Consider the following 15575-nt stretch of genomic DNA (forward strand, 5'->3'; position numbering starts at 1 on the left):
CCCGCCTCTCCGCCAGTAAAAACCGGCCCATGGAGGATTACGCCTGACACACACCGCGGCATGCTTCGGAGCAATCAGTTTTCTGGCGGACGGCAAGGAGTACAGGATGGCGAACGTTTCCCTTAGCGGCGTAAGTAAAGTCTTTGGCGAAACAACCATCTCCAGCGACATCAATCTGGAGATTGAGCAGGGCGAGTTTGTGGTATTCGTCGGGCCGTCCGGCTGCGGTAAATCCACCCTGCTACGAATGATTGCCGGGCTGGAAGAGATCAGTTCCGGCGAGCTGAAAATTGGCAACAAGCGGATGAATGAGGTGCCCCCCGCCGAACGAGGCATCGGCATGGTGTTCCAGTCTTACGCGCTCTATCCGCATCTGACGGTCGCCGAAAACATGTCTTTTGGCCTCAAGCTGGCCCGAACCAAAAAAGAGGAAACCGAGCGGCGGGTCAATCAGGTATCTGAAATCTTACAGCTTGCTCATTTACTGGATCGTCGCCCGAAAGCGCTTTCAGGCGGTCAGCGCCAGCGCGTGGCGATTGGCCGTACGCTGGTGGCAGAACCGACGGTATTTCTGCTCGATGAACCGCTTTCCAATCTGGATGCCGCGCTGCGTGTGCAGATGCGCATTGAGATTTCACGCCTGCACAAGCGGCTGAAACGCACGATGATTTACGTCACCCACGATCAGGTTGAAGCGATGACGCTGGCCGACAAAATCGTGGTGCTCAACGCCGGACGCATTGTGCAGGTCGGTCGTCCGCTGGCGCTTTACCACTATCCCGCTAACCGCTTCGTCGCCGGTTTTATCGGCTCTCCCAGAATGAACTTCCTGCCGGTGAAGACGATCGCCGTCGAGCCTGAACGCGTACAGATTGAGCTGCCCGACGGGCAGTGGGTCTGGCTGAAAGTGAGAGGCGACGACGTGATGCCGGGCAGCAATCTGTCGCTGGGCGTGCGACCCGAGCATTTGTTGCCGGGCGAGGGCGCTGAAATACAGCTCACGGGCGACGTGCAGGTGGTCGAACAGCTGGGCAATGAAACGCAGATCCACATCCAAATCCCGGCAATCCGTCAGAACCTGGTCTACCGCCAGAACGACGTGGTGCTGGTAGAAGAAGGTGCAACTTTCGCCATCGGCTTGCCGCCGCACCGCTGTCATCTGTTCCGTGAAGACGGGACGGCCTGCCGTCGGTTACATCCCGAGCCTGGCGTTTAAATGCACAAGTCCCCCTACAGGAGAAGATGATGATAATAATACGTAATTCCTCTCTGGCGCTGGCCGTGGCAGCCGCGCTTTCCACACAGGCGATGGCGGTAGATTTTACCGGTTACGCCCGTTCCGGTATCGGCTGGTCCGGCAGCGGCGGCGAGCAGCAGTGTTTTAAAGCGACCGGCGCGGAGAGCAAGTATCGTCTGGGTAATGAATGTGAAACCTATGCGGAATTAAAGCTTGGGCAGGAAGTGTGGAAAGAAGGGGATAAAAGCTTCTATTTTGATACCAACGTCGCCTACTCGGTGTCGCAGCAGAACGACTGGGAAGCGACCGATCCGGCTTTCCGCGAAGCCAACGTAAAAGGCAAGAACCTGATTGAATGGCTGCCGGGCGCGACGATGTGGGCCGGTAAGCGCTTCTATCAGCGTCATGACGTGCACATGATCGACTTTTACTATTGGGATATCTCCGGTCCTGGCGCAGGTCTGGAAGATATTGACGTTGGCTTCGGTAAGCTCTCTTTTGCCGCAACGCGCAACACCGAAAGCGGCGGCTCTTTTGGCTATATCGCCGATCAGCGTGACGAACTGCCAACGTCCAACGACGTGTTCGACGTGCGTCTGGCCGGACTGCAAACCAATCCCGGCGGCGTGCTGGAGCTGGGTGTGGATTACGGCCGCGCCAATGCTCGCGATGGCTACTCGCTGGCCGACGATGCAACCAAAGACGGCTGGCTGCTGACGGCTGAGCACACGCAAAGCATCTATAACGGCTATAACAAGCTGGTTGTGCAATATGCCGCAGATTCGATGACTGCTGAAAGCACGGGCACGGCTAACGGACACTCTTCCGGTGCGGCCATCAATAATAACGGCAGTATGCTGCGTCTCCTCGACCACGGCGCGCTGGATTTCAACGATAAATGGGGACTGATGTACGTGGCGATGTATCAGGATACGGACCGCGACAACAATAACGGGACGACCTGGTACACCGTTGGGGTACGGCCGATGTACAAATGGACGCCGATCATGAGCACCCTGCTGGAAGTGGGCTACGACAACGTCAAATCGCAGCGTACCGGCGACCGCAACGGCCAGTATAAAGTGACGCTGGCGCAGCAGTGGCAGGCGGGTGACAGCATCTGGTCACGGCCGGCAATCCGCGTGTTTGCTACCTACGCAAACTGGGATGAGAAATGGGGCTATGACACCGACAGCGGCGTCAACAATGGTCTGGCGATGAACGATACGACTGCCCGTACCTACAGCCGTGGCAACGATGATGAAATAGCCTTTGGCGCGCAGATGGAAGTCTGGTGGTAATCGAGGGATCCCAAATGAAAAAAACGCTGCTGTCTCTGTGTCTGTCGCTAAGTCTGATCGCTGGCGCGCAAGCTGCTCAACAGGATGCGGCTGCGGCACCGAAAATTTCTGCCCAGACGCTACATAGCCTCACGTGGACGCCGCTGGTACCGCCAATCACGCAGGACGTCGTGCTCAATACGTCTACAACGCGGATCGGCCAGGGTGAAATTCAGGGCGCGGCGGCGGCCTTCTCTTTGCCTGCCGATCGCGGGTCGCTGGAAATTGTGTTAACCAGCCTGGTAACGGGTAAAACGGTGTATGCGCCTAACGTGCTGGTACTTGACGAGCAGATGCGTCCGGCGGCGTTTTATCCTGCCAGCTATTTCCCCTATCAGCCGCCTGGCCTGGTGTCCAGCGATCGGCTGGAAGGAACGCTGAAGCTGACGCCTGCGCTGGGACAGAAACAGATCTATCTGCTGGTCTACACCACGCAGCAGGATTTGCAGGCTACCACGCAGATGGTTAACCCTGCCAAAGCCTATGCGGCGGGCGTGAGCAATGCGGTGCCGGATATCCCGGATCCCGTTGCGCGACATACGCCTGGCGGCACGCTCAGCCTGAAGGTTACGGCTGAGCAAAAAGCCGGTAACGTGATGATCGGCCAGCTGTTCCCTTCATCCGATCCGGCACCCGCAGCGCCGGCTGTCGTTGGCAATAGCGTCCGGCCAGAATCGGCTCCTCCGGCTAAACCGGCGGAACCAATGCTGGCAGAATCGGACGCTTATTTTAACGAGGCGATTAAAAACGCCATCAAGGCCGGAGACGTGGATAAAGCGTTGAAGCTGCTGAACGAAGCCGAGCGGCTGGGTTCAAAAACGGCGCGTAAAACCTTTATTGACAGCGTTAAGCATTAACATAACGTCCGGGTTTTTTGCCCGGACATTACTCCTGCCAGCGCTGGAGCGCCCGCCTCAGCTGTCGCGAGGACGAAAATCCTGCCGACAGCGCCGCTTTTTCCACGCCTTCGCCTTGCTGGAGCTGCTGCTGGGCAATCGCCAGCCTTAGCTGCTCATGATAATCCTTTACGCTAATCCCTAAATGCTGTCTGAACAGTCGCGTCAGATGCCGGGCGCTGACGTGAACGCGACCGGCAATTTTCTCCAGCGGCCACGCCTGCTCCGGTTGGGCAATCAGTAAATCCTGGGTGCGATGAATCGCCGGGTTGATATGGTTGCGATAGCGTAGCCACGGCGACAGCTGGGGATCGTCGCCTGAACGACGGAACCAGACCACCATTTCACGGGCGACATCCAGTGCCATCTGCGAGCCACACAGCCGATGAATCAGATGCAGCGCCAGATCGATGCCCGCCGTAATGCCTGCGCTGGTCCAGATGCCGCGATCCTCCATAAATATGCGATTTTCTTTGACGATAGCCGCCGGTTCGGCGCTTTTCAGCCGTGAAACTACATCATGGTGCGTGGTGCACTGTACGCCGTGCAGCAGGCCGCTACGTGCAGCCAGGATTGAACCCGAACAGATGCAAACCAGGGTGATTTCCCGCGCGTGGATCGCGGGCTGCATCCGCATCAGCCAATGGCGCGCGGCCATAGCCTGCGGCGTATCAAACGAAACGCTGGAATCCGCCATTCCCGGCACAACCAGCAGGCTGCCTGCCGGTAAACTGTCCGGCAACGGCGCAAGATGACCGATCATCATCCCGGTAGAGGTTGAGACACATTCGTCTGGGCCGATGTAGTGCAGGCTGAATGCGCCCTTTGCCAGCTGTAGCGTCTCTGCCGGACCGCTAATATCCAGCATCATCACGCCAGGTAGCGTTAAAAACCATACCGGGATAGCCAATATCAGCTCCGTGCCTTAAGGCAATTTCAGGTCATTCAGACATTCTTCCACGCTGGCAATCTTAGCGAAGCGGTTTATCAGCACGCTTTCAGTGTGATGGCGTAAATCGGCGATGCTCAACGTTGTCCCGTTATGGGTAATGGGGAAAGTCAGCGTGGCCTCAGTGACAAAAGTCACCTGATAACCCAAATCGGACGCCACGCGCGCCGTGGTTTCGCAGCACTGCTCGGTGCGCAATCCGCTGATAATAAGGTGTTTCACAGCGTGTTCTCGCAGCCAGCTTTCCAGCCCCGATTCAGTTAACGCGTTATGGACCTTTTTCTGCACGCTATATGCCGCCTGATGATTGAGAAACGGCAGGCGTTCAACCCGTCCTGACGCCAGCGAGAACGGGCCTTCTGGCTCAACATGGAACACATCAACGATCGGAATTTCGCTTTGCTGACAGCCTGCAATCAGCTGGCTGAGCTTTTGTTCGAAGGCGGGCGTGTCCAACGTTTCCTGATAGCCACGATGATAGAAAGAGCACTGAGCGTCAATCACTAATAGCACGGTATGGGTCATTTACGGACTCCGCAGGAAAAGGGCTGGAAGGCAATAATGGCGGGAAACAGGGGGGATAAACAGGCCAGAAACGGACACGATCGGGACAGGGAAGGACCAGTGATCTGGCAGGGGAAAATGAGCGGATAAAGAGCAATGGCTTTAAAGTCGTGCTGGGTAAGCGTCAGGCCCGAAAGCCTGACTGGGCAATAAACTATTTATAAAGCGGCAGATTGCCGGTTAACTTAGCAATCTTTTTCTTTGGGCCGATCAGGCCAATCGCCACCAGTTCAATATTATCGCTGCTAACCGAAGAAATCCTTTCGCCATACTCCTTATAAGTTTTACAGGACTGCGCCAGCGCGCTAAAAGGCATGGCATAAATATCCGCATCCTCCTCAGCAATGTACTGCAACGCCTGAATAGTGTCGCCCGCTGCCAGCAGCACCGGCAACGGGCTGTAAATAACGCCGGGATAGTTAACCGCATCAAGGGATTGCATATCCGGACCGACCAGATTTTCCATGGTGCGGCCAAAGCTGATGCCGATAACGCTCGCCGCATTGATGGCGAGTCCGGCGGGAAGATCTTTATCAATAATAATGGTACAGCGATGCTGACTGGCGTCGAATTTCATCGGTTTCCCCTGGGGTTGTACGCTATGAACGATTGCAGAAAGAGCGGGTAAAGCATTAATTTTGTGAAAACAATTATGCCTCAGCACCGCGGGTATTTGTGACCTGTATCGCTTGCTGCTGCCGCCCGCTTCGGTAAAAATTACCGCTTTAAAGCCAAGAAAAGAAAGGACTGGACCACGATGGTGTTAGTCACGACAGAAATGAAAATCCTGAAGCTTTTGCAGGACGATGCACGCATCACTAATCAGGTTCTGGCTGAAAAAATCGGCATGTCTGCCTCTCCCTGCTGGCGAAAAGTGCGCAAGCTTGAAGAGGATGAAGTGATTCAGGGCTACCGGGCCGTGCTGAATCGTAAAAAAATCGGGCTTGGCGTGATGGTGTTCATTCGCGTAGCCATCGACAGTCACAGCGAGGCCGAAGCGAGGAAATTTGAAGAGGAAGTCACCGCGCTGGAAGACGTGGTGGCCTGCTACAGTATTGGCGGCGATGCCGATTTCCTGTTGCAGGTAGTGGCCCAGGATCTGGATTCTTATGCCGACTTTGCCATGTCGGTGGTTCGCCGCCTGCCTGGGATCAAAGAAATGCAAAGTATGTTTGTGCTAAAAGAAATTAAGCCGTTGATCGCTTATCCGATTAAAAAAACGCTGGGATAAGACAGCCGCTACTGTAGCAATCAGAGCGGCTAAACGGCGAGAAGTTAAACCCCGTCATTTTCATATCGGCAGTGCATCATTTTATTTTTTCATCTTACTTAATTTTTATCAATTTTGACCGCTATTGATAGTAACGGTGGTATTTATTCAGATTTTTCATCCGATTAAATATCATAATTTTATCACTATCATTATGCCTCTCTGATTTAGGAGGTGATGGTATACCTTCATTCATCGGGGGGGCTGGTTGATTTAACTGTAAATTTATTCTTTCTGTCTCATTTTAAAAAATCATTATCTTTTTGTGAATAACACATGGCCACAACAGAATTTATTGGGGAAAAAATGAATTTTCAATTAATAATTAAGGACGTTAAAGGTAATATTGTCGCAAAGCATACCTTAAATGCCAATCAATCTCTTTCCCTTAAGACGCCGCTACACGCTGTATCATTTGAAGTGCACAGCAATGACGGCCACCCTCCTAAAAAAATTATCGCGAAGAAAGTAAACGACACGCTTAATTTGGAAGTCGTCGACGATATTACGGGCGAACAATATGATGTCGTTCTGGAGAATTATACATCGAATCAGCCGCCGGCTATCACTGCTTCTGGCCCTGATGGCGTCATTTATCTCTACGAATATGATCCCGCAAATGGATTCTACGAGCTGACCAATACGCAGATAGAATCATCGGTTGCAGATAACATGCTGGAGCTTGGTGGCGCTTTTGCTGCGGTTGCAGCACTGGTTGGCGCTGCTGTTGCGGCCAATTCTGGAGGCCACCACTCTTCTTCAGGCTCCTCTTCTGATAACGATACTGTCCCTGCCGACACATCAACTGCCATAACTGATTCCGCAGGGAATATCATTAGCCATGGCAGCACGAGCGCTGATAACACGCCAACATTAAGCGGCGATGGCATGAAGCCAAGTTCAACGGTAACCATTACTGACGGTGGCGTTGTGATCGGTGAAGCAACCGTGGATGAGGATGGCAAATGGAGCTTTACGCCGGATGAACCTCTGGCGGATGGCGAGCACCCAATTGTTATTGATGGAACGGATATTAACGGCAATGAATCCAGTAGCATAGTCGACATCATCGTAGATGCAGACGGCATAGAGGCTGGTAAAGACGCCAATGCTGGAACAGATACAGATGCTGGTACAGATGCAGATGCAGATGCAGATGCAGATGCAGATGCAGGTACAGATACAGATACAGATGCGGGTGCAGGCACAGATACAGATACAGATACAGATGCAGATGCGGGTGCCAATGTGGATACTGATAATCCTTCCACGCCTGGCCTGACCGATGACGCGGGCAACCCGATCGCGGACGGCACCACCACCAGTGACAGTACCCCCACCATCGGCGGCGACGGCATGGCGCCGGGCTCCACCGTGACCGTCAGCGACGGCGATGAAGTTATTGGTGAGGCGATCGTGGACGAAGACGGCAGCTGGAGCTTCACGCCGGCAGCGCCGCTGGAGGACGGCGAGCACGCGCTGGTGACCGAGGGCACCGACGCGAACGGCAACGCGGTAAGCGACACGGTGAATATCGTGGTCGACACTGAAAGCACCACGCCTGGCCTGACCGACGACGCGGGCAACGCGGTCGCGGACGGCGGCAGCACCAGCGACAGCACCCCCACCATCGGCGGCGACGGTATGGCACCGGGCTCCACCGTGACCGTCAGCGACGGCGGGGAAGTTATCGGCGAGGCGATCGTGGACGAAGACGGCAGCTGGAGCTTCACGCCGGCAGCGCCGCTGGAGGACGGCGAGCACGCGCTGGTGACCGAGGGCACCGACGCGAACGGCAACGCGGTGAGCGACACGGTGAATATCGTGGTCGACACTGAAAGCACCACGCCTGGCCTGACCGACGACGCGGGCAACGCGGTCGCGGACGGCGGCACCACCAGCGACAGCACCCCCACCATCGGCGGCGACGGCATGGCACCGGGCTCCACCGTGACCGTCAGCGACGGCGAGGAAGTTATCGGCGAGGCGATCGTGGACGAAGACGGCAGCTGGAGCTTCACGCCGGCAGCACCGCTGGACGACGGCGAGCACGCGCTGGTGACCGAGGGCACCGACGCGAACGGCAACGCGGTAAGCGACACGGTGAATATCGTGGTCGACACCGAAAGCACCACGCCATCAATAACCGACGACGCCGGTAATCCCGTCGCGGACGGCACCAGCACCAGCGACAGCACCCCCACCATCGGCGGCGACGGTATGGCACCGGGCTCCACCGTGACCGTCAGCGACGGCGGGGAAGTTATCGGCGAGGCGATCGTGGACGAAGACGGCAGCTGGAGCTTCACGCCGGCAGTGCCGCTGGAGGACGGCGAGCACGCGCTGGTGACCGAGGGCACCGACGCGAACGGCAACGCGGTGAGCGACACGGTGAATATCGTGGTCGACACCGGCGCTACCGCGCCATCAATAACCGACGACGCCGGTAATCCCGTCGCGGACGGCGGCAGCACCAGCGACAGCACCCCCACCATCGGCGGCGACGGCATGGCACCGGGCTCCACCGTGACCGTCAGCGACGGCGGGGAAGTTATCGGCGAGGCGATCGTGGACGAAGACGGCAGCTGGAGCTTCACGCCGGCAGTGCCGCTGGAGGACGGCGAGCACGCGCTGGTGACCGAGGGCACCGACGCGAACGGCAACGCGGTGAGCGACACGGTGAATATCGTGGTCGACACCGGCGCTACCGCGCCATCAATAACCGACGACGCCGGTAATCCCGTCGCGGACGGCGGCAGCACCAGCGACAGCACCCCCACCATCGGCGGCGACGGCATGGCACCGGGCTCCACCGTGACCGTCAGCGACGGCGGGGAAGTTATCGGCGAGGCGATCGTGGACGAAGACGGCAGCTGGAGCTTCACGCCGGCAGTGCCGCTGGAGGACGGCGAGCACGCGCTGGTGACCGAGGGCACCGACGCGAACGGCAACGCGGTGAGCGACACGGTGAATATCGTGGTCGACACTGAAAGCACCACGCCATCAATAACCGATGACGCCGGTAATCCCGTCGCGGACGGCGGCAGCACCAGCGACAGCACCCCCACCATCGGCGGCGACGGCATGGCGCCGGGCTCCACCGTGACCGTCAGCGACGGCGAGGAAGTTATCGGCGAGGCGATCGTGGACGAAGACGGCAGCTGGAGCTTCACGCCGGCAGTGCCGCTGGTGAATGGCGATCATGAGATCACCATTGATGGGACGAACGCGGATGGCAATAAGGCCAGCGAAACCGTCAACATTGTCGTTAAAGCACCAACGATGGTTATCGTCGATGATGAAGGTAATACCATCGGCAATGGGGATACCACTAACGACAGTACGCCAACTTTTGAAGGCAGCAACTTTACGGCTGATACCCAAATTGTAATCAGCATGGATGGTACCGAGATTGGCACAGCAACGTCGGATAGTGAAGGCAACTGGAGTATTACGCCTGAAACTCCGTTGACGGACGGTGAACATAGCTTTGTTGTTTCGGTTACTGACGTAAATGGCAACATAAGCAGCGGTGCAGTAAGCGTGGTGATAGACACTACACCACCAGAACTCGTTGATATTACAACGGTCATTATGGTTGATGACCAGGGTGACGCCATTGCTGCTGAAGGCATTACGGCGGATAACACGCCAACCTTCTCTGGTGAAGGCCTGGAGCCGGGAGCCACTGTCACTATTCGTGATGGTGACACTGTGCTGGGCGAAACCACCGTTGATGAAAACGGTAACTGGTCCTTTACCCCATCGGAAAAGCTGGAGGATGGCGAGTACAGCTTTACCTTTGAAGTGACTGATGCTGCGGGTAACAGCAGCGGTGCATCTGAAGCTTTAGATCTGACCATTTCTGTGAGTAAGGGGATCAATACCGGCGTTATCATTACCGATGACGCAGGTAACGTGATTATTAATGGTGACAACACCAACGACAGCACCCCGACCTTTAGCGGCAAGGATCAGTCCCCTGGCACGACTGTAGTTATCACCGATGGTGAGACTGAACTGGCTAATGTGACGGTGAGTGTCGATGGCAGCTGGAGCTACACGCCGGATACCTCACTGGCGGAGGGCGACCATGCCTTTACTGTGACCGTGACTGACGCGGATGGCAATACGGCCAGCGATAGCATCGGTGTTGTTATCGATACGATTGCTCCGGATATGCTGGATGTTTCTGCGGTTTCCATAACTGATGATAAGGGCAACGTGCTGGCTGCTGGCGGCGTCATTTCCGATACGACGCCTACGTTCAGTGCTGACGGACTGGAAGCAGGTACAACGGTTATCGTGCGTGATAACGGCACCGTCTTGGGTGAAGCAACAGTAGCGGAAGATGGCAGCTGGATTTTCACGCCGGACGAAGCGCTGACTGACGCGGAACACAGTTTTACCTTCGAAACGGTTGATGCTGCAGGTAACAGCAGCGGTGAATCTGAAGCGGTGAGCTATATCCTGGACTCCGTTGCGCCTGATGGCGTGGATATCAGTTCCGTGGTCATTACTGATGAAACGGGTGCTGTAGTCAGCGCTGAAGACATCATGAGCGACAACAAACTGACTTTCAGCGGCAGCGATCTGGAAGCCGGTGCGACCGTAACGATTTACGACAAAGGTGAAGCGATCGGCCAGGCAACGGTTGCAGATGATGGCAGCTGGCGCTACACCGATGAAGACGGACTGTATGACGGTGTCCATGAGATCACCTTCACGGTAACGGATGAAGCGGGTAACAGCAGCGAGCCTTCTGATGTGTTGGGCCTGACCGTAGAGGCAATCAATCTGACGGCGACGGACAACATCAGCGCCGGTGCAGCCGTCGGCTTTACCTATCCGGTAGATGTTGCAGAGGATCTGGGTACGGTTCTCAGCGACGGTGGTTTGGTCGCCTTTAATAACAAAATCACCAGCGATCCGATCGTGGTGGCAGATGGTACGATTATCGACCTTGCGGTAACAGCAAAGTCATCCTCATTCATCAACGTTGCCAGTAACTCAACTCTCGTGCTGCAGAAATATGACTCCTCAACAGGAGAGTGGGCGACGATTTCTCAAGAAAAAAGCGGCAACCTTTTCGGGATGTTTGGTCTGGGGGCCTCTACCTCTACCATTACGCTCTCGGGGCTGACCGCCGGTTCTTACCAGCTGGTTTATACCACGGCCGGTATCAACGTAGGGGCCAGCTTTAATCTGGATGCATCGAAGACGGTTTATACCCTCGCCGACCACGGAACGCCTACGGATTACACTACGGCGATCGGCAATGTCATGTCGGATACTGACAGTGTGTATGGCTCGGATGGCATTCCGCACAGTGCCTTTACGTCAGTTACGTCAGTGAGCATCATGCTTGATGATGGTACCGTCTCGACGGTTACTCTGGATGCCACTACAAACAAAGCAACCCTGGTGGGGCAATACGGTACCCTGACTATTAATGCTGATGGCAGCTATGAGTATGTGCCAACGACATCGATGGACAGTATCGGTAAGGTGGATACGTTTACCTACACCATTTCTGATTCGGCAACGGGTGAAAGCTCTTCTGCGCACCTTTATGTACAGATTGGCAGCAACAATGATGCACTGACGCTGAGCTGGGATCCGACCGATGCAAGTGCAACCGCGGTCACGGATATTGCTTCCAGCAATGAAGCGGATGCCAGCGTAACGGTGACGTATCACTCCTCCAAAGTCAGCACCAGCGAAGTTAAGCTGGTTGAAGGCGGGGCAGAAAACTATACCTCCGCGTTCACGCTTGCCGACGCAAACGATCTGGTCACAGGGTCATTGACGTTAAAGACCGAGTACGGCTTGTTTGGCAATAAATTCTCAACAGACAAAACCGTCACGTATTCCGTGCAGCAGCAGGAAAGTGACGGAACATGGACAACGGTGCAAGCCTACACCAAAGTCATCGCGGCTGGGCAGCACAACGAAGAAGTCGTTCTGAATGTTGATATGTCAACGCTGGAGTTAGAGGCGGGTACCTACCGGATTGCGCTTTCCAGTACCGGCGCAGAGAACATAGTGTGGCTTGCCATGGACGTGAACATTGTCAGTTCCACGGATTATGATATTACGAACAGCGTAAACGCCACCGGTAATGTTCTGACGGATGAAGGAACTGACGGAAGCGTTGATAAACTGAGCTCCGTCTACACCAAAATGTATGTTAAAGCTGGTGATAGCGAGGGAGAGGCTACGGTTGACAGTAGCTACACCTATGTGACCGAAAGTGGTGTAACCATCGCGGGTGAATACGGCACACTGAAGATCTTCAGTAACGGTGCTTATACCTATACCCCGAGCACTACCGCGTTACCGACGGGTTCCCAGGATATCTTTACCTATGCCTTGAAGGGCGCTAATGGTGAAGTGGTGACCGCGACGGTAACCATCCATCTGGGTGTGGAAGTGGACGGCACCAATGGCGGCGCACTGGTCTTTGCAGGTACTGAGGCTGATGACGTGTTCGATGTTTATGACACTGACTTTAGTGCTGTTGAAGGTAAAGCGGGTAGCGATACGCTGGCGTGGCATGGTGAAGGAGAGCTGGTTCTCAGCACTGTCGCTGCAAAAGTTAGCGATATCGAAGCTATCGATCTGCTGTTGGGAAGTAACCCGGCTACTGTCGTCCTTGACGCACAAAGCGTGATCGATGTGACCAGTGAGAACAATGCCCTGTATATCAAAGGCGACAGCAGTGATTTTGTCACCCTGACTGGGACCTGGAGCCAGGCAGGTACTGTCATTGTCGATAGTATCAGCTACCTACATTACACCAGCGTGAATGCCGATGGTACGACGGCAAATATTTACGTACAGAGCAGTATCGGTCTCTCTTCCACAGCGATTTCGGACAGTACAACGGGTGCTGAATATACTGTCGTTTCAGCTGCTGAGGTAACGGGGACAGAAAATGATGACACGTTCAACGTGGCTGATACCAGCTTCACCAGCATTGAGGGAGGGGATGGCGTCGATACGCTGGTCTGGAATGGTTCGGGTACCCTGACCGTCAGCGATATTGCCGGTAAAATCAGCAATATCGAAGAGATTGATCTGGTTGAAGATACGGACGTAGACAATCTGCTGATCTCTGCGCAAAACGTGGCAGATATCACCGATGGCAATAATACCCTGTACGTGAAAGGATCAACCAGCGATACCCTTACGCTGAGTGGCAGCTGGGAACAGCAGGGCAGTAAAGTCATTAACAATGTTGAGTACGTTCACTACACCAGCACGACTGATGATGGTCAGGTTGTGGATCTGTATGTTGACGGTGATATCACCTCAAGCACGACTGAGACAGCGTCTGAGCATAACGCTGCTGATATAACGGGTCTGGTGACGCTGGTGAACAACAGCGTTGAGCAGACAGCCACGTTGAACACGGCGACTGGCAGCTTTACCAGTGACAGCTTCACGATAAACAGCAGCAGCGATCTGCAGGAGATTAATCTCACCGTTTCCAGTACGGGAATGAACGCCACTAATACCGCCTCGGCGACATGGATACTGCAGGTTTATAATGAGCAGACCTTTAGCTGGGATACGGTTAGCAGTGAGACGCAGGCTATTTCCAGCAGCCAGTCGCTGAATGTGGATCTGTCCGGTCAGAATAGCGGTGTTTACCGTATTGTGGTGGAAACTACTCAGGCGGGGTTTGATGCGGGTTGGTGGCAGTGGGTATACGATACGTTCACCATCGGCGTTGATGCCAACATTGTCAGCACCACCGACTATGTGGTGACCTCAAACGCAAGCGTCATGGGCTCGGTCTTTACCAACGATATCACCAGCGGCAGCAGTATTCTGGTGAAGTCAATTGCGGCGGGTATCATTACCGGTGCAGCGAGCTACACGCTTATTGCAACGGCAGGGACAACCATTGCCGGGGCTTACGGTAGCCTGACCATCCATCAGGACGGTAGCTACACCTATACGCTGAACAGCGATTCGGTGATCAAGCTATCTGGTAGCGAGGATTCATTTACCTATATCCTGGCAGACGGCACGATCAAAAATCTGGTGATGACGCTGGGCGTATCGGTTGACGGATCGGAAGGTGGCGCGCTGACCCTTGAGGGGACAGTTGGAGATGACAGCTTCCGTATCCATGACACCCACTTCACCACGGTGGATGGCAAGTCTGGCCACGATACGCTGGTGTGGAGCGGTACAGGCGATCTGCAACTCAGTGATATTGCTGACAAGGTGCACAATATCGAAGTCATTGATCTTCAGGACAACAGCCTGGCTGCTGTGTTGACGTTAACGGCAGAAGATATTGAGAAAGTCACCGACGCAAACAATGTGCTGTACGTCCGGGGTGGCAGTGAAGATTCACTTTCACTACAGGGTGTGTGGAAAGTTAGCGGCGTGGAAATGCTAAACAATATCGCCTATACGCTGTACACCAGCACTGCACTGGATGGCTCCGCCATTAAGCTCTACGTACAGGAAGGACTGAGCTTCAACGAAGTGTCTGAAACGATCAACGGTTCAATTTCTGCTGATTCCCAGGACGTTTCTGTGGTCTCGGTTAGCCAGAATGGCGAAGACGTTGATATCACCGGGGAGGCAGTCAGCTACAAAGGTGCTTATGGTACGCTGCTGATCAATGGTGACGGACATTACAACTACGTTGCAGATACAGCGTTTGAGCACAGCGGTAACACTGACACCTTTACCTACACCCTCTCTGATGGCAGCAGTGCCTCACTGAGTTTCAATCTGGGTATTGATGTTGATGGCAGTGCCGGTGGCGCGCTAACCTTCACCGGCACCAGCGGTGAAGACCTGTTCCAGGTTTACGATACCAGCTTCACCTCTATTAACGGTGCGGACAGTAACGATATTCTGGCTTGGCATGGTACCGACTCGCTGAACCTCAGCGATATCTCCTCGAAGGTTAATAATATCGAGCAGATTGATTTGCTGGATGACAACCAGAATGACAACCTGGTCATCAGCTCAGAAAGTTTGCTGAAAGTTACTGATGACAATAATACGTTATATATCAGAGGGGCTAACGGCGATACCGTGACGCTAAATGGCAGTTGGGAAGACTCAGGATCGTTGCTGGTTAATGGTGTCAGTTATCAGCATTACACCAGTACCACAGAGAATGGTGCCGTTGTTCAACTATATGTTGAGGATGATGTTACTATTGGTTAATAAATAGTAATTACCAACAGAACCAGACTGGCATTTCGGTGCCAGTCTTTTTTTTATTTATTATTTTCACTTTAATTTAAGACGTAATGATATCAGGACGTTTTAAATAAGTATGAAA

General features: G+C 54.5%; 8 protein-coding genes. 5 read left to right on the forward strand and 3 right to left on the reverse strand.

Annotation, left to right across the window (positions count from 1 at the left end):
- The first annotated feature begins 106 nt into the window (after positions 1-106).
- Genes malK through malM form a run of 3 tightly spaced genes read left to right on the forward strand, consistent with a single transcriptional unit; the run spans position 107 to position 3434 of the window.
- Positions 107-1216: a maltose/maltodextrin ABC transporter ATP-binding protein MalK gene (malK, locus tag EHV07_RS00305; protein ID WP_147193741.1), complete on the forward strand. Its 1110-nt coding sequence runs from the start codon at positions 107-109 to the stop codon at positions 1214-1216.
- A 29-nt stretch (positions 1217-1245) separates the two neighbouring features.
- Positions 1246-2538 carry a maltoporin gene (locus EHV07_RS00310; RefSeq protein ID WP_147200479.1) on the forward strand — a complete coding sequence of 431 codons (1293 nt, stop codon included), beginning with the start codon at positions 1246-1248 and terminating at the stop codon, positions 2536-2538.
- 14 nt (positions 2539-2552) lie between these two features.
- Complete coding sequence (gene malM / locus EHV07_RS00315) at positions 2553-3434, forward strand: maltose operon protein MalM (protein WP_147193743.1); 882 nt, start codon at positions 2553-2555, stop codon at positions 3432-3434.
- A 28-nt stretch (positions 3435-3462) separates the two neighbouring features.
- Here malM and EHV07_RS00320 read toward each other — a convergent pair whose 3' ends face one another.
- The 3 genes from EHV07_RS00320 to EHV07_RS00330 form a co-directional block, all read right to left on the reverse strand.
- On the reverse strand, positions 3463-4383 hold the full coding sequence (locus EHV07_RS00320; protein ID WP_147193745.1) for a GlxA family transcriptional regulator: 921 nt from the start codon (positions 4381-4383) through the stop codon (positions 3463-3465).
- 15 nt (positions 4384-4398) lie between these two features.
- On the reverse strand, positions 4399-4947 hold the full coding sequence (locus tag EHV07_RS00325; protein ID WP_147193747.1) for an isochorismatase family protein: 549 nt from the start codon (positions 4945-4947) through the stop codon (positions 4399-4401).
- A gap of 193 nt (positions 4948-5140) precedes the next feature.
- Positions 5141-5563 carry a DUF2000 domain-containing protein gene (locus EHV07_RS00330; protein ID WP_147193748.1) on the reverse strand — a complete coding sequence of 141 codons (423 nt, stop codon included), beginning with the start codon at positions 5561-5563 and terminating at the stop codon, positions 5141-5143.
- Between the two features lie 180 nt (positions 5564-5743).
- On the opposite strand from EHV07_RS00330, the gene EHV07_RS00335 reads away from it, so the two are divergent.
- Entirely contained in the window at positions 5744-6217 is a 474-nt protein-coding gene (locus EHV07_RS00335) for an Lrp/AsnC family transcriptional regulator (protein ID WP_147193750.1), read from the forward strand.
- A 345-nt stretch (positions 6218-6562) separates the two neighbouring features.
- On the forward strand, positions 6563-15457 hold the full coding sequence (locus EHV07_RS00340) for a BapA/Bap/LapF family large adhesin (protein ID WP_168199574.1): 8895 nt from the start codon (positions 6563-6565) through the stop codon (positions 15455-15457).
- Positions 15458-15575 lie beyond the last annotated feature (118 nt).

It is taken from the genome of Pantoea sp. CCBC3-3-1 (genome assembly GCF_007981265.1).
Classification (GTDB): domain Bacteria; phylum Pseudomonadota; class Gammaproteobacteria; order Enterobacterales; family Enterobacteriaceae; genus Erwinia.